Origin of the sequence: Enorma massiliensis phI (assembly GCF_000311845.1) — a bacterium.
GTDB lineage: Bacteria > Actinomycetota > Coriobacteriia > Coriobacteriales > Coriobacteriaceae > Enorma > Enorma massiliensis.
In genome coordinates this window covers 885,089-900,982 of record NZ_HE978574.1, presented here as the reverse complement: position 1 = coordinate 900,982, position 15,894 = coordinate 885,089, and the positions used below count along the sequence as shown (strand labels likewise).

17 protein-coding genes are annotated in these 15,894 nt (G+C 62.4%); all 17 read right to left on the bottom strand.

Annotated elements, in window-relative coordinates; genetic code table 11:
* Positions 1-3: 3 nt before the first annotated feature.
* Positions 4-1,260, bottom strand: a complete 1,257-nt coding sequence (locus HGEM_RS03715; protein WP_051008434.1) for an MFS transporter — start codon at positions 1,258-1,260, stop codon at positions 4-6.
* A gap of 162 nt (positions 1,261-1,422) precedes the next feature.
* Complete coding sequence (locus HGEM_RS03710) at positions 1,423-2,274, bottom strand: PTS system mannose/fructose/sorbose family transporter subunit IID (RefSeq protein WP_019128066.1); 852 nt, start codon at positions 2,272-2,274, stop codon at positions 1,423-1,425.
* Positions 2,264-3,034, bottom strand: a complete 771-nt coding sequence (locus HGEM_RS03705) for a PTS mannose/fructose/sorbose/N-acetylgalactosamine transporter subunit IIC (protein WP_019128065.1) — start codon at positions 3,032-3,034, stop codon at positions 2,264-2,266. The genes HGEM_RS03710 and HGEM_RS03705 overlap by 11 nt, the downstream gene beginning before the upstream one ends.
* A gap of 37 nt (positions 3,035-3,071) precedes the next feature.
* Entirely contained in the window at positions 3,072-3,542 is a 471-nt protein-coding gene (locus HGEM_RS03700) for a PTS sugar transporter subunit IIB (RefSeq protein ID WP_019128064.1), read from the bottom strand.
* A 21-nt stretch (positions 3,543-3,563) separates the two neighbouring features.
* Positions 3,564-3,989 (bottom strand): PTS sugar transporter subunit IIA, encoded by a 426-nt coding sequence (locus HGEM_RS03695; protein ID WP_019128063.1) that lies wholly within the window; start codon positions 3,987-3,989, stop codon positions 3,564-3,566.
* Positions 3,986-4,837, bottom strand: coding sequence for a sugar phosphate isomerase/epimerase family protein (locus HGEM_RS03690; protein ID WP_019128062.1), 852 nt, complete (start codon positions 4,835-4,837; stop codon positions 3,986-3,988). Before HGEM_RS03690 ends, HGEM_RS03695 begins: the two co-directional genes overlap by 4 nt.
* Before the next feature lie 201 nt (positions 4,838-5,038).
* Positions 5,039-5,794 carry a GntR family transcriptional regulator gene (locus HGEM_RS03685; RefSeq protein WP_019128061.1) on the bottom strand — a complete coding sequence of 252 codons (756 nt, stop codon included), beginning with the start codon at positions 5,792-5,794 and terminating at the stop codon, positions 5,039-5,041.
* Entirely contained in the window at positions 5,791-6,555 is a 765-nt protein-coding gene (locus tag HGEM_RS03680; protein WP_019128060.1) for a GntR family transcriptional regulator, read from the bottom strand. The genes HGEM_RS03685 and HGEM_RS03680 overlap by 4 nt, the downstream gene beginning before the upstream one ends.
* Positions 6,548-7,018 (bottom strand): hypothetical protein, encoded by a 471-nt coding sequence (locus tag HGEM_RS03675; RefSeq protein WP_019128059.1) that lies wholly within the window; start codon positions 7,016-7,018, stop codon positions 6,548-6,550. The genes HGEM_RS03680 and HGEM_RS03675 overlap by 8 nt, the downstream gene beginning before the upstream one ends.
* Positions 7,019-7,168: 150 nt before the next feature.
* On the bottom strand, positions 7,169-8,038 hold the full coding sequence (locus tag HGEM_RS03670; protein WP_230197212.1) for a DMT family transporter: 870 nt from the start codon (positions 8,036-8,038) through the stop codon (positions 7,169-7,171).
* 98 nt (positions 8,039-8,136) lie between these two features.
* Positions 8,137-9,204, bottom strand: coding sequence for an SIS domain-containing protein (locus tag HGEM_RS03665; RefSeq protein ID WP_019128057.1), 1,068 nt, complete (start codon positions 9,202-9,204; stop codon positions 8,137-8,139).
* Positions 9,205-9,484: 280 nt separating this feature from the next.
* Complete coding sequence (locus tag HGEM_RS03660) at positions 9,485-10,222, bottom strand: GntR family transcriptional regulator (RefSeq protein WP_019128056.1); 738 nt, start codon at positions 10,220-10,222, stop codon at positions 9,485-9,487.
* Positions 10,223-10,394: 172 nt separating this feature from the next.
* A complete protein-coding gene (locus HGEM_RS03655) occupies positions 10,395-11,063 on the bottom strand; it encodes an HAD family hydrolase (RefSeq protein WP_019128055.1) in 669 nt (222 codons plus the stop codon).
* Between the two features lie 43 nt (positions 11,064-11,106).
* Positions 11,107-12,093: a DMT family transporter gene (locus tag HGEM_RS03650; RefSeq protein ID WP_019128054.1), complete on the bottom strand. Its 987-nt coding sequence runs from the start codon at positions 12,091-12,093 to the stop codon at positions 11,107-11,109.
* Positions 12,094-12,332: 239 nt separating this feature from the next.
* Positions 12,333-14,027 (bottom strand): glucose-6-phosphate isomerase, encoded by a 1,695-nt coding sequence (gene pgi, locus HGEM_RS03645; protein WP_035100643.1) that lies wholly within the window; start codon positions 14,025-14,027, stop codon positions 12,333-12,335.
* A gap of 124 nt (positions 14,028-14,151) precedes the next feature.
* Complete coding sequence (locus HGEM_RS03640; RefSeq protein WP_019128052.1) at positions 14,152-15,234, bottom strand: mandelate racemase/muconate lactonizing enzyme family protein; 1,083 nt, start codon at positions 15,232-15,234, stop codon at positions 14,152-14,154.
* Positions 15,235-15,296: 62 nt separating this feature from the next.
* The coding region (locus HGEM_RS03635; RefSeq protein ID WP_035100640.1) for a transglutaminase-like domain-containing protein at positions 15,297-15,894 on the bottom strand (598 nt) is incomplete at its 5' end.

Here is a 15,894-nt window from a genome sequence, read left to right as displayed (position 1 = left end):
CAATCACTCCTTTACCTGGGTACGCCGAACGCGCAGACGCCCGCTCCGCATAATGCTTGAAAAACCGCCCACCAGTGCGATGATACACGAGGCACCGAAGAGCACCCGTTGCACACCGAAGGCCTCGGCCAGAAACGGCGCCACCGCGAGCGGAATCACGCCCGCGCTGTTGAGCCCCAGCCGCACGAAGCCCATCACGCGCCCAAGATGAGTCATGGGCGTGCGCTCTTGCACGAGAATCGCCTGGGTAGGCTCCATAAATCCCCAAGCAAGCCCGTTGATGAACTGGCCTGCGATAGCGACGACAAGAATGTTGGTGCCCACGTAGATCATCGATCCGATGCCCACGAACATGAGCGTGGCAAGCAGCAACGGGATATCGATCTTGCGCGCGGGAATCTTGGTAAAGATGTATGAACCGATCGCCATGCCGAACCCCGAGATCGCTGAGAGGATTCCCATCCACACCACATCGACGGCAAGCACGTCGCGATAGAAGAGCGACTCGAGGGAATCGAAGGCACCGAACGCAAAGAAGCCCAAAAAGCCGCTCACGAAGATGAGGCGTAGGTCGTGGGTGCGCATGGTGACGCGCGCGCCCTCGATCACGCCGGAAACCATGCCGAGCTTGTCGTCCTTCTGCTTACCGCTGCCCTCGCGCTCCGGCGTAACGGTCTCGCGACAATCCCATGTGACGCGGATCGCGCCTACCAGGCACGCCGCCATGAACAGAAACACCACGCGCGTGGGGAAGAACCCGGCAAGAACGCCGCCGGCGATGGGTCCAGCCGCATAGGCGATGTTGCTGTAGAACACCATGAGACCGTTCAGGCGTGCGAGCCCCGCCTTTCCCCGCGTGAGGTACACCGGGTAGGTGCGCGTACACGTGTTGATGGAACCGCCGCCCAAGCCCATCATGACAGCGGCGAACATAAGGGTTGGAACAGAAGGTGGAACGATTCCCATGAAAACGCTCATGGCGAGCATGGCGTAGAGCGTCGCGAGAGCAGTCTTGCGCGGCCCTATGCGGTCGATCACAGGACCGGAAGCCGCGTTCGCTAGCGAATTGCAGAGGTTGCGCACGAGCGTGATGGCCGCCACGAGAAAGGCGTTTCCACCGAGCTCGTAGGTCGCCGCGCCGATGAGCCCAAGAAAATACACGGCGTTGACCGCGCACCACTGGAGTGATTCAAGCGCGATGAGGCGCTTCTCACCTGCCGTCAGCGCGCCCAGACCGTTGTCGCTCGCTTGCTTGCCCACGCTATCAACTCCCTTTGCCGTGCACGCTGCATCGCAGCCACGCACTGCCACCCTTTCGAACACTCCACCGAACTTTGATAGGTCGTATTATAACGTTATGCTTTGACGGATACGAGAAAAGGGGCGACAGCAAAGCCGCCGCCCCGAAACCGGGCCGTTGGTTTAGGCCAGAATGCCGAAGTACACGCCCACGACACCGAGCACCATGGTGCCCAGGATGAGAATCATGGGAGAGACCTTCTTCTTGAGGAGGAAGTAGTACAGGCCCATGAAGGCGAGGCCGAGCATGCCGGGCATGATGCCATCGAGCACACTCTGGAGCGTGGTGACCTCATCCCCAGAGCCGAACTCAACCGCAAGCGTCGCCCAGAACATACCGCAGGTCATGGAGCCGACGACCATCATACCGATGATACCCGCGGCCTTAATGACCTTGTCCATGATGCCGGACTGCTCGGCAGTCTCGAGCAGGCTCACGCCGATCTCATAGCCCTTGTGGATGCCCCACACGCGCAGGAAGTACTGCGGAACGTTGAAGAGGAGCAGGAAAATGATGGGACCGAGCACGTTGCCCTGAGCCGCGAGCGAGATGGCGATGCCGGCGGCGACCACGCGGATGGTGGTCAGGAAGACGGCGTCGCCGATGCCCGAAAGCGGGCCCATGAGGGCGGCCTTGATATCGTTTACGGACTCGGGAGGCATCTCGCCCTTGGCGATGCGCTCCTCCATGGACATCGCGATGCCGCCGACGAACGGAGCGAGGCAGACCGTGATGTTGAAGAACGCGGTATGGCGCTCGAGTGCGGCCGCGTAGCCGCTCGGATCGTCATGATAGATCTTTTTGAGCATCTTCTTGACCATCATGCCGAAAGCGAGGCCCATCTGGTTCGCATAGGTCCAGGAGAACTCCATGCCGAGCGCGCCGATGGAAAGGGCAGCCTTCGTGAGGTCTTGCTTGGTGATGGCGTATTCGCCGGTCTTGTAGGCGCCCTGCGCCGTCTCATTAGAAGTCATCGTCGTCAGCCCCCTCAATCTGTGCCACGGTCTGGTTCTTATCCAAGAAGCCGAGCGTCAGGACGGCGATGATGACGGCGATAAGCGCCACGCCGAGCGTCGAGACGCCCATGTACGAGGTGAGCAGGAAGCCCAGGAACAGGTAGGGCAGGAGCTCCTTGCGGTAGATGAGGCGAAGGAGCATCGCGAAGCCCATGACCGGCAGGATGTTCGCGGCGGCGGCGAAGCCGCTGAGCACGAACGCGGGCACGGCGTTCACAAGCCAGTCGATAGCGCCGGAGCCGAAGTACACGGCGCAGAAGATGAGGATGAACCACACGGGAGCAAGCCAGAGGCCGAGCAGCCAGTGGAGCGCCATGAGCTTCGAGCCCTCGCCCTTGAGCGCGATGCCGGGGATGAAGCTCGTAAGCCAGTTGCTCACCAGCTGGCCAAGGTTGGCCACGCCGAGAACGAGCGTACCGATGGGCATGGCGAGGCCGACGGCCGCCTCGGTGTCGAGACCGAGCAGGATGGCGTAGGCGGTGCAGAGCAGACCGGCCGAGGTGGCATCAGGCGGAATATAGGCGCCGATGGAAACGGAGCCCATGAAGAGCGCCTCGATGCTGGCACCCATGACGAGGCCAGTGTTGAGGTCACCGAGGAATGCACCCACGACGGGGCACACCACGATGGGGCGGAACGCGTAGAGCGTGCCGAGCTGATAATCGAAGCATTTGAAGAACACGTACAATACTGCGCAGAGTATGCTCTCGAAAAGCATGCGTCTACCTCCAATCACTTGGGAGCACGGTGATGCCCTAGATGAGCTTCAGGGCGTCTACCTTTGGCTCTTCTGCAAGCCCGCGAATTTCGACCTCGACACCGCGGGCACCGAGCTCGCGGAGGATCTCCTCCTCCTCAGGCTCCAGGAACACCTGGCGCGCGATGGTCTTCGTCGTCGAAGACTCCTTGGTGTTGCCAAGGTTGAGGCTCTTAATCTGCGGGCATCCGTCGATGAGCTGCTTTGCCTCGGCGATGGTCTGCACGCAGATGATCATCTTGTACTTGTCGGTCACACCGCTGTTGATCGCCTCGATGGCATGGGCCATGTCCTTGATCACGAGCTTGCAGCCGGCGGGCTTGCCGAGCTTGAGCGTGGTCTTCCACACTGGGTCGTTCGCCACATGGTCGCCGACGCAGAAGATGCAATCAGCTCCCAAGGTTCCGACCCATGAGGTTGCAACCTGCCCGTGAAGCAATCGATGGTCGACGCGCGTGAGAAGAATCATCGTTTCCCTCCTTTTCCTTTTCTAAAAATCCTCGTCGTCCGCATTGAGCGCAGCCAGCTCGTCGTTGCAGTACTTCGGCCGAACCTCATCGGTCGACACGGCGGCGCGAATCGCTGCAGCCAGATCGGGCTCGTTGATGGAGAACAAAAGCGAGATCAAAAGCGGCAGGTTCATATTCGTCACGAGATGAATGTTCTCCCGTTGCTGCACGACATTCGTGAACTCGTTGTTCACGCTCCCACCGAAGATGTCGGTGCAGACGAGCACCTCGTCTTCCGCAGGAATCTCGGCAAGCGTGTCGGCGACTGCCTGGGCGATATCGTTCTTCCCATCGACGAACGCGCAGATGACCTTGATGTCGACGCCCGCGCCGCCTCCCAAGAAGGAAAGCGCCTCGGAGATGCCGGCAGCGAAGTGCGCATGCGACGCAATTACCATATGCCTCATTGGTACACCTCCTTCACCATATCGAGGGCCGCACGGTACTGCCGAGCCGACTGCGAGAGTGCAGCAGCTGGATCGGTGTGATAGCGAGCATTGACGATTTCGAATGAGAGCGGGCCCGTGTAGCCGCAACGCGCGAGCGCTGCAAGGTCAGACGGCAAATCACGGGCACCGTCTCCCCAGGCAAGGTGGCTCACCTGCCCGATATCGGAGAAATGCATATGCTTGATGCGCGTGCCGAAACGCTTGAAATAGCCGGGGATCGTATCGCCGGCGCGCCAAGCGGCGCCAAGGTCGAGGCAGACGCCCAAACGGTCATCGGCGACATCATCGAGCAGGCGCTCGAGCTCCTCGGCGGAGCGGACGAGATTCGTCTCATCGCGCTGGAGCGCCTCTATCGTGGGCACGACGCCCTGCTCGGCCGCATAGGAGACGACATTGCGCAGCATCGCGACGCTACGCTCCCAGGCGTCCTCTCGCGGTTCATCGAGAAATCCCCAGCCGCTCGTAACGACGATCTTGCCCGCGCGCGTGTCGCGCGCCAGATCGATGACGTTCTTAAAGGTCGCCAGCGTGCGGGCCTGCGCCCCCTCGCCCCGAGCGGCCATGTTCGCGGGCTTGGGGTTCGTCTGCTCAGGGCAGATGCCGATGATGCGTATGCCGTAGTGCTCGGCAAGGTCGACAAGCTCCTGCGGATCATCGCGGCGCGCCCAGTCGACGGCGACGTGCATTGGGCCGCACCACACCTCGGCAGCGGCATATCCGGCATCGCGCGCATCGCGGAAAAAACTCTCGAGAGAGTAGAAGCGGTAATGGCAGTTCATCGCCGCGATCTGCCAGGTTTCTTCCATCGCGTCCCCCTTTCCGTTGCCTCACCCGTCAACTGCGAATCTATATATGTGGACTGTTTTTCAGACCAATACAGTAATCAGGATAGACACTTGCGACCGCCCCTATCTCCTGGTAACTAGAAAACTGGCTAAGTGGTATGAAAAAGTCGATAAGCGGTATATATATATCCTCTACCCGTGTACGAGACAAGGCGACCTTCTTCACTGCAGCACGGAATAGCAGGCGTATTTCCCGATTGCCACCGAAGTGACGTACTCGAGAGCACGGTCGTTGGCGTCGTAGCTCACGCAGCGGATTCCGAGCGCGGGATCATCGACGCTCCCCCGCAACAGCTGCGCCTCGCGCGGTTTGAGCTTGCAGGCTTCGAGCCATTCCTGTGCACGGACGACCTCGTGACCGCGCAATGCATAGAACTCATACAAACTGAAAAGCGAGACGTCTATGGTCTCGATGCCCGGAAAGAGCTCGCACGGCACGAGAGCGCTCTCGATAGCAAACGGCTCGCCATCCACACGGTTCAAACGTCTCACCTGAAATAGGTTGCTTTCAGGCGATACCTCGAACAGCCGGGCGTAGTGAGCTCCCGCAGGGCGAAGCGACGTCTCGAGCACGCGCACGCTCGGATGATGCTGTAAATCGCTCTGACTGGCACGAAATCCGCGCGGACCACGGGAGGGACTGTTCGCCTGAAGACCATGCGTGACGAACGTGCCCTTTCCCTGGACGCGGAACAGAAGCCCCTCATCGATGAGGCCGTCGATGGCGTTGCGTATGGTGAGCTTCGTGGTGCCGTATTGCTGGGCGAGATCCGATTCCGAGGGAATCGCCGCCCCCGGTGTAAAGGCACCGCTGTCGATTTGACTGCGGATAGTTCGGCGAATACGCAGGTACAGCGGAAGATGCGCCGGTTCAGCGTCTTCGTTGAGCCATGGTGCGCTGCTGTAGCCCTTCGTCATGCGGGCACCTCCTTCCGTACCCGACGCTTGCGGTCCATCGTAAACACCGTGTTGTATGACATGCCGAAAAGCTCGGGAACGTAGACGGTCTCACCGTATTCCAAGGGAGCGTACGAGGCGTCAGCACGCACGCCGCACTCGAAGAACACGAGAGCTCCCTCGGAAATGGAAAGAAGCGCCGCCTCCTCTGCGCTAGCACGTCTCACCGAGACGGTGAGACGCGTGTGAACGGTATCCCGTCCATAGCGAATCCCCAGCACATCGGTGAGCGACTCGCGTGCGAAATCGATGCCCTCGATACCGGGGAATGCAGAAGCGGGCACATAGGCCGTCTCCACGCACACCGCCACGTCCTCCACGCCACGCACGCGGCGCAATTCGAACACGTGGTCGCCAGCTGCAAGGTTGAGGCGCCCGGCGATCTCGTCCGGGCAGGCGATGATGCTGCTGCCAATAACACGGGAACGCGGTTCAGCGCCGGTCTTGCGCACGATCTCGCTGAACCCGGAAAGATCATCCAAGTGGTTGGTGGGCCGGGAAGGACACACGAAGCTACCCGCACCGGGTCGGCTCTCCACCACATGCTCGGCGACGAGCTGAGCGAGCGCACTCCTCAGTGTCGTGCGCGACACATCAAGCAGGACGCAGAGCTCGCGCTCCGAAGGAAGGCGGTCGCCCTCCACGAGGCCGTGGGCGGAGATATATTCCATGATGCCCTCATACGCCCGATCGAACGGAGAGACCTCGACGCATTTAGCCATGGAGCTCACCCGTTATCATGGTATCGAAGGTGCGCTTGAGCTCCTGCGCGCTGTCTACAACGTTACGATAGGCGCGCGACCCCCGCTTAAGCTGCCGTGCCCACAGGCCAATCCGAACAGGTGCAACGGGCTCTGCCATCTCGACGAGCACACCGACGCCGAAAACGCGGTCCCGGCGGCGCGCCGCGTTGGCTCGCGAGACGGCCATGGGATTAGCGAGGATGTCACCGAGCGCACGAAACCCCTCCGGCTCAGGCTGCTGGTCGCCCTCGACCTCAAAGACCTCGCAGGAGCGGATATCGGAGCATCGATAGATGGAGGGCTGCTCCGCGCCCGCGGCGCGCACGCTCCACAGGCCGCGCGCTTCATCGACAAGGACTTCGGGGATGCCGAGCACGGGCATGGGCGCGAGTATGGTGCGCGTCGCCTCGAACGTGCCGTTGTCCGTCTGGGGCTCCATCATGCTCGTCTCCGTTCCCTCTTGGCATCTCTTGCTTCAACTATACCTATTCAAGCAATTTGATACCAATTCCAATCCGTAGATGGCAGCGGGTCTCCCCCGAGCGGCAGGATGGGAGGGGCTTCGTTGGCGAATGTCCACGAAACCGTAGCGCTACAGGGCGCGTTTCGGACAGGCATTCTCGGAGCCGGACTGCAACGCACGTGGGCTCTTTTCGCGCTGCTCGAGCACGAGGTTCACGATGATGCTGCCGATGATGAGCACGGTGCCCACGAGGGCAAAGCGGCCGAAGCTCTCATGGAAGAAGATGAACGCCCAGGTAGGCGCAAAGACGACCTCGAACATGGTGATGAGGTTCGCCGTGAGCGGCTGGGCGCGCTTGATGCCGCGCGCGAAGCACACGTTCGCAAGCCCTGAGCATACGATTCCGCCTGCCGCCATGAGCGCCCATTCGCGCGGCGCAACGTGAGGAAGCTGCGGTAAGAAGAGCAGGCCGGGGAGGACGGAGATGGCGCAGCTGATCATCGCCGAGGTGACGGGCGACGAGCCCCGTTTGGCATTCAGGAAGAACATGAGCCCAAAGAACGCGCCCGAGATGATGGCGAGCAGGTTCCCCAGCACGTGCTCGAATGAAAGGCTGTCGAGGAAGAACACGACCATGCCGCTCAGCGCCATCACGATCACGAACACCTTGCGGGCGGGCGGCACGCGGCGCTGCTCGATGGCTTCATAGAGTGCCACGAATGCCATGGAGCTGTACTGCAGCACGATCGCGCTGCCCACGCTCGTAAGCTTATTTGCATAGGTGAAGGTGATGCCCATAAGGTAGGCTGCGATGCCGGCAGCCACCACGAGCTTCGAGACGCGAATCGTGGGACGGATGATGATGAAGTAGAACAGCAGGGCGACCACGGAGGACACCGCGCTTATGAGAAAGCCGGGCTGGCTGTTGAGCTTCGTGAAGACACCTGAAAAGCTCCATGCGACCGCTGTGCCCAGCAACCATAGATATCCCGTGTTCATGCGCACCTCGCTCATTCGGCAAAAAGCGGCCGGGAGCCGAGCTCCCGGCAGCCCTTCATCGACCTCGGTCTATGCGTGCCTGGAACCAGGCGCAGCCCTTAGTAGTCGAACTGGTGATAGTAACGACGATACTTGAGGTTGTGCTTGGTGACCGTCTCGTAGTAGCGGGCCAGGCGGTCGGTGGTGAGGATCGTGAGGATCCACGGGGAGACGATGACGCGGAAGTCGTCGTCGAGGCCGGGGATGGCGTACTCGGCGGTGTCGATCACCACGATGTCCTCGTCCTTGGTGCGGTCCGCGAAGTTGGTGAGGAAGGCCTCGACGCGCTCGTCGAGCTTGCGGCACTCGTCCTCGCCCTTGAACAGGAACACGGGCACGTCCTTCTCGACGAGCTCGAGGGTGCCGTGGAAGAAGTCAGCCGAGGTGATGTAGCGGGTGCGCTTCCACTGCATCTCCTCGAGGATGCACATGGCGAAGAGGATCGTCTCACCCCAGAGCGCGCCGGAGCCCACGAACATGGTGTAGGGAGCGAGGGCGTACTTCTTGGCGAGCTCCTCGGCCTTGGGCTCGAACTTCTTGCGGATGTCGAGCAGGTCCTTCCAGATGTCCTTGGTCTGCTCGATGAACAGATCGTACTTCGGGAAGCAGCCGCGACGGTAGAGGAGGCGCAGGCCGAAGCAGTCAGCGAGGTAGTAGCCCTTCTCGCAGCCGCCCGAGCCGTGGTCGCTCGCCATCTTGACGCAGCCCTCGGCGCCCACGGCCTGGCCGATGGGGCCCTCGGGGCTCGTCATGGCGATGACGCGGATGCCCATCTCCTTCATCTTCTTCACGGCCTCGAGGACCTCGGGCGTGGTGCCGGACTCGGAGGCGGTGAGGACGACGGACTTCTCGGTCATGCGCTTGTGACCGGAGACGTTCCACTCGGCGGCGTGGATGAGGTAGACCTCGAGGTCCTTGTCGCCGAACTTGTTCATGAGGTACTCGAGCTGCATGAGCTCATCCCAGGTGCCGCCGACGCCCATGAGGAAGATCGCGTCGTAGCCCTCGTCGGCGATCTGGTCGGCCATGGCCGCCATCTTCTTGCCGGTCTCGACGAGCGCCTTGCCGTCCTCGAGATAACCCTCCTGGTCGAAGTTCATGATCTCAACTTTCTCGGTCTCAGCCATGAGCATTCCTTTCTCGTTGTTCGATGCGTCTGGCCCACGCGATGGCAGTTGGCTGTCGTTCGCGTTGCTTAGAAGATAGCAGTATCGTTATAAGACGTTATATCTATTCTGGGTGAACGGTAGGAATCAGTCGGTGAGCGTTATTACGTTATATAACGTATTATTCTTTACGGTCAAAATGAGTCAAAACGGGACGGGGTTGTTTTGCACCATCAAGGACAAGACCCGAATGCGTAGGCCCGAAATGGTGCAAAACAACCCCGTCCCGTTTTGACTCATTTTACAGACGGAAGCTGTAATGCTTCCCCACCACATGCTGGATGCCTAAAAACATCGGGTTGCCGTATTGGTCGAGATACTCGCCGCGCACCGAGAAGAGCGGTTCGTTTTCCGGCACCTGCAACAACCCCGCAAGCTCGATGTCCGCGCGCTCCATGCTGAGCACACAGGAGTCGCTGTTGCGTGGGACAAGCCCGCAGCGCTCCTCAATCAGGCGGAAGATGGAGCAGCCGTCGAGGTCGCTCTCAAGCAGGAACTGATACCGTTCTGGATCAAAGAAATTGTCCTCCACCATGAGAGGCCTGCCGTCTGCCGTGCGAACGCGCTTCACGCGCACCGCCCGGCCATCGCACGCGCCGCCGAAAAAGGCCGCGCCACCATCGGGAAGCGGCGCGAGCTCGCGCGTCACCAAAACGGCGCCGGGGACCACGCCGTTGGCCTCGCAGGTAACCGAGAAGCTCTGCACGATGTCATCGTTTTGGAACGACGACGGTCCCTCCTCCGCCTCGTTGACGAACGTGCCCTTGCCCTGCCGCTTGGTAAGCTTCCCCTGCTTCACCAGCTCCTCTACGGCACGGCGCACGGTAATGCGGCTCACGTCGTAGATATCCCCCAAGTCCGCTTCCGAGGGAATCTTCTCACCGGGGCGATAGAGCCCGGAAGCGATATCGTGCACGATATCGTCCATAACTTGCTGATAAAGCGGACTCGAAGACCGGGGGTTGAGCTCAGATGGCATAAGACGACGCTTTCTGTGACGAACGGAAGAGACGGCGCACCGAAGCTAAGACATGGAAGCGTTCGCCACACACGTATCATTCGTTATAGGTTGTATTAGTATAACAGCTTATAGATGCGCACAAGAGACGAGGACGCACGACGTGGCTCGCTCCGGCAGGCGACCAGGCCGCCTAGCGGGCGAACGCGCCCAGCAGGTCGGGAATGGCATCGATGATGACATCGGCCTCGTCCTGCGAGAACCCGAAGCGCTCCTCGCGCTTGGCGACAACGGTGAGGCCCGCGCGCTTCCCCGCCTCGATGCCGTACACGGAATCCTCGACGCAGCAGCACGCCGAGGCGGGCAGGCCGAGCACATCTAAGGTGTGCAGGTAAATCTCGGGATTAGGCTTGCTCTCGTGAAACTGCTCGCCGCTCACGATAGCTTCAAATGCGTCCGCGATGCCGCATTGGCCGAGCACGTCCACGATGTTATCCATAGGAGATGACGATGCGAGCGCCAGCCGCACCCCGCGGTCGCGCAGGGCCCCGAGCGTCTCAGCCACTCCAGGATTCAGCATCCCGGCGTAATCGTATACGGTCCCCTCCGTCCAGCGGTTGAAGAGCGCCACCGCGTCTTCGGGCGTGAAGGACCCCAAGCCGTTGCGTTCGAACCATCGCGCGAGCGACGTCGTGAACGTCTTTTGCGACGAGCCCACCAAGCCGAAAATCTCGGCCTTCGTGATATCGAGCCCTCGGGCGCCGAACACCTCGATAAGCTCCTCGGCATATGCTGCCTCGGAATCGATCAGCACGCCGTCCATATCGAAAATGACTGCAGAAAATGGAAATGCCTCGGTCACGTTGCCCCTCGCCTTCTTTCTCTCCCCTTCGCTATGGCGCTCTTCATCGTTCCCGCCGCTTCCGCACGTGTGCGTAGGGTTTGAGCAGGAACGAAAAATGCGTCTCGGAAAGCACGATCGACGTAAAGATGAGCGCGAAACCGGCCACGAGGCGCATCGTCAGCTGCTCGCCGGCGAAGAGCACCGAGAAGAGGACTCCCGACGGCGATTCGAGCGAAAGCAGCAGCGACCCCGTGGACGAGGGAACGTGCGCAAGGCCCAGATTCTGCATGAGCATGCCGAGGCACGTGCAGCAAAGCGCCAGGAACAGGATGGTGCCCACGAGCTCGGGCGTCCACGAGACAGCCGTGACCGGGGGCTCGGTGGCGAGCGACGCGACAGCATCCATGACGCCTACGGTGAGAAACATCCAGAACGTGATGACGTTCACATCGAGCTCGCGCCCGTACTTCGCCGCCGTCGCGATCTGGAGAGCGAAAAACACTGCGCCGATAAGCGTTAATGCATCGCCTCGCTGCATGGAGAAGCTGTCGAGCGCCACGAGCGCGATGCCCGCCACGCAGAGCGCCGCCGCGCCCACGTTAAAGCGCGTGAGCGGCTCGCGCGCCATGAGATAGCTTACGAAGGGTACGAGGATGCAGTAGGTACCCGTGAGAAAGGCGTTCTTCCCCGCCGTGGTCTCGGCCAGGCCGAACGTCTGGAAGGCGTAGGCGAGCCCCAAGAAGACGCCCATGGCGCAGCCCACGACGATGTTCCGGCGGTTGAAGTGGACGCGAATGCGCTTCATGAAGAGCACGAAGAGGACCACAGCCGAGATGAGGAACCGGCATGCGAGCAACATAAACGTCGGGATGCTGTCGAGGGTATCCTTCATGATGAAGAATGAATACCCCCACATGAGGGCCATCACCACGAGCATGAGCTTCCAGAACAGCGGCGAACGGGCACCAGCGCCGCGCAGGAAGCCGGGCGCACGATCCTCGGGCGCTACCGGCGCATCGCCGCCGAGCATCTTCAACCGATCAGACATCTCCCCCCGCCCCTCCTCTACAAAACGCCATCCTCGTATAACGTCATTCCGCGTCGAAACGCCGCCGCCATAAAAGCAGCCGGGCTGGATTCTATCATGTTCGATAGCCTCCAACCCGGCCGATGGGCCCGATGCGGACGATGAATCGTAGACACCCGGTGTCTACGATTCATCGTCTGTCCCCAAACGCGACAGGGCGGCCGCAAGCGACCGCCCCGCGCCTGACCTTGCGAGCAGCGCTACTTGCGATGCGCGCGATAGAACTGGATGAGCGCCTGCGTGGAGGCGTCCTGGGCAGCCAGGGCCTCGTCGTCATGGAATGCAGGCGTAATCTGCTTGGCGAGCTGCTTGCCGAGCTCGACGCCCCACTGATCGTAGGAGTCAATGCCCCAGACCGTGCCCTCGACGAACGTGATGTGCTCGTAGAGCGCGATGAGCTCGCCGAGCGCGAACGGAGTGAGCTCGCTGCCGAAGATCGAGGTCGTGGGACGGTTGCCCGTGAAGCAGCGCGCCGGCACGATCTCTTCCGGCGTGCCCTCGGCGCGCACCTCGTCGGCCGTCTTGCCGAAGGCGAGGGCCTTGGTCTGCGCGAGGAAGTTGCCCAGGAAGAGCTCATGAACATCCTGGTCGCCGTCCTTGGCGGGGTGCGCCGTGTTGGCGAAGGCGATGAAATCGGCGGGGATCATCTGCGTTCCCTGATGGATGAGCTGGTAGAACGCATGCTGGCCGTTCGTGCCCGGCTCGCCCCAGAAGATCTCGCCCGTCGTGGAGGTCACCACGGTGCCGTCCCAGCGGACGCCCTTGCCGTTGGACTCCATGGTGAGCTGCTGCAGATACGCCGGGAAGCGGTGCAGGTACTGCGTGTAGGGCAGCACGGCATGGCTCGCCGCGCCAAAGAAGTTGACGTACCACACGTTCATGAGGCCCATGAGCGCGACGACGTTCTCCTCGAGCGGCGTGGAGCAGAAGTACTCATCGATGGCATGGAAGCCCTCGAGGAACTGCTGGAAGCGCTCGGGACCGAACGCGATGATGAGCGAAAGGCCCACGGCGGAGTCGACCGAATAACGGCCGCCCACCCAGCTCCAGAAGCCGAAGGCGTTCTCGGGGTTAATACCGAACTCGGCCACGAGGTCGAGTGCGGTGGACACGGCCACGAAGTGCTTCTCGATGGCATCCGCGTCCTGCTCAGCGGAGCCGTCGATGGCACCGGCGTCCTTGAGCGCGGCGAGCATCCATGCCTTGATCTCGCGCGCATTGGTGAGCGTCTCGAGCGTCGTGAAGGTCTTGGAAACGATGATCACCAGCGTGGTCTCGGGATCGAGACCACTGAGCTTCTCCGCCGCATCGTTAGGGTCGATGTTCGAGATGTAGCGGCAATCGATGCCAGCGTCGGCATAGGGCTTGAGCGCCTCGTAGACCATGACGGGACCGAGGTCGGAACCGCCGATGCCCACGGACACGACGTGCTCGATGCGCTTGCCCGAGACGCCCTTCCATGCGCCGGAACGAACCTTCTCGGCAAAGGCGTACATGCGGTCGAGCACCTCGTGCACGTCGGCCACGACATCCTGGCCGTCGACGATGAGCGCGCCCTTCTCGCTCGCCGGGCGGCGGAGCGCGGTGTGCAGCACGGCGCGGTCCTCAGTGGTGTTGATGTGCGCGCCGCAGAACATGGCGTCGCGGCGCTCCTCGACGTGCACCGCGCGGCCGAGGTCGCTTAGAAGCTTGACGGTCTCGTCGGTGATGAGGTTCTTGGAAAGGTCGAAGTGCAGGTCGCCGGCCTCGAAGCTGAGCTTCTTCACGCGGTCGGGGTCCGAGGCGAACCAATCCTTGAGACTGATCCCCTCCTCCATGAGCTGATCGTAGTGCGTTTGAAGCGCCTGCCATTCCGGGGTCTGGACGGCGTCGATCGGCGAGGGGACAGATGACATAGGTTCCTCCTTGATGCTGAGCTGCATGCCACCGCATACGCGGACGCCTCCATTCTACCGCATCGCAGGCACGCGGGAGCAATGATCGGGCCCAACGCCCCCGCCGCGCCGAGCGATGCGCGCCCTAGAACAGCGCGCCCGCGTCCACTCCGAGCCCGGGCTCCTCGGAGAGCACGACCACATCGCCTTCCTCCGTGAAGCTGCCCGCGAAGGGGATGCCGTCGGCGGGATAGTATCGATAGCTGTCGCAGTCGGTGTCGCGGATGTTCGCGCGGGCGGCTGCGAGCGAGAGCCCCGCGCTGATGGCGATCGGCGTCTCGAGCATGCAGCCCACCATGCAAGAGGCGCCGTTGGCCTCCGAGACGGCGTTGATTGCGAGCGCCGGATAGAGCCCGCCGCACTTCATGAGCTTGATGTTGATCTTGTCGGCGGCGCCCAGGCGGCAGGCGCGCGCGGCATCGGCCGGCGTGTGGATGGCCTCGTCGAGCATGATCGCCACGCCGTCCGAGCGACCGCGCAGCCATGCCGCGCCCTCGACATCGTCCACCGGGAGGGGCTGCTCGAGTTCGCGCACGCCGTGCTCGGCGAGGAACGGCAGCATGCGCGCCGCGGTCACGCGGTCGTAGCCCTGATTCGCGTCCACGCGCAGCTCCGCGCGGCCCGCGATGGCCTCCGCCACCGCGGCGACCGCGCGCGCATCGGACGCCGGGTCGATGCCGACCTTCATCTTGATGATGCGGAACCCCTCCTCCTCGACGCGGCGGCGGGCAGTCGCCGCCATGCGCTCGGGCTCGTCGATGCTCACGGTGATATCGCTCTGCACCCGCGGGTCCGCACCGCCCAGCAAGCGCCACACGGGCAGTCCCACCGCCTTGCCCATGATGTCGTAGCAGGCGAGGTCGATCGCGCACTTGGCGGAAGAATTGCCCACGACGAGCCGGTCCATGACGCGATGCACCTGCTCGATCGAGAACGGGTCGATTCCCTTTAAGGCGGGCGACAGGTACTCGAGGGCGGCCGTGATGGTACCGAGGATCTCCCCCGTCACGCAGGGCTCGGGCGCGGCCTCGCCATAGCCCACCGTGCCGTCATCGGTCGTGAGCTGCACGACGACGACCTCGGTGTAGTTGACCTCGCGCAGAGCGATGCGGAAGGGCTCGAGCAGGGGCACGCGGAGCGTCTGGAAGCGAAGCGAGGAGATGACCATGGCACTGCCTTTCTCTTGGAGGCGATCGAACGAACGGGGTCCGGGGACGCGTCGGCGGGCGCCTATGCCGGCCGTCCCTTCCAGGGAAGCTCCTCCAGCTCCACGAGTTCGACCGATTGGTCGATGGCACCGGCGGGCAGGCCGCAGCCGTTGCACGCGGCCTCGCCCATCTGGTTGTCGAAGGGGTCGCGACGCATGCCCGGGCAGGACGGGTTGAACGGGGCGAAGAACGCCCGGTTGCACACCGTGCGCCAGGGGTCGAGGTTGCCGAAGTAAAAGCGCCGAAGCTCCTCGTCGCCGGCGCGGCGGGCACCGGACCCGAAGGAGCAATCCGCCCAGAGCCAGCCCGTGTCCGGCGTGTAGAACATCGCCCAGTCGTGCGCGCCGATATCGGAGGGCGCGGCATAGAGGCCGCTCTGCCAGCGGGCCGGCACGCCCAGGCACCGGCAGAGCGCGATGAAGGTGAGCGCCATGACGCCGCAGTCACCGTACCCCGAGGCGATGGCGTAATCGGGGATGGCGTCGAGCTGGATATAGGGCGGCTGGTACCGGTACGAGACGTGCTCCGTCACGAAGAGATACGCGGCGCGGGCGAGCTCGAGCGGGTCCGCGCGCCGCGCGCAGCGAGCCACATCGCGCGCCGCCGCGCGCACGAGGGGC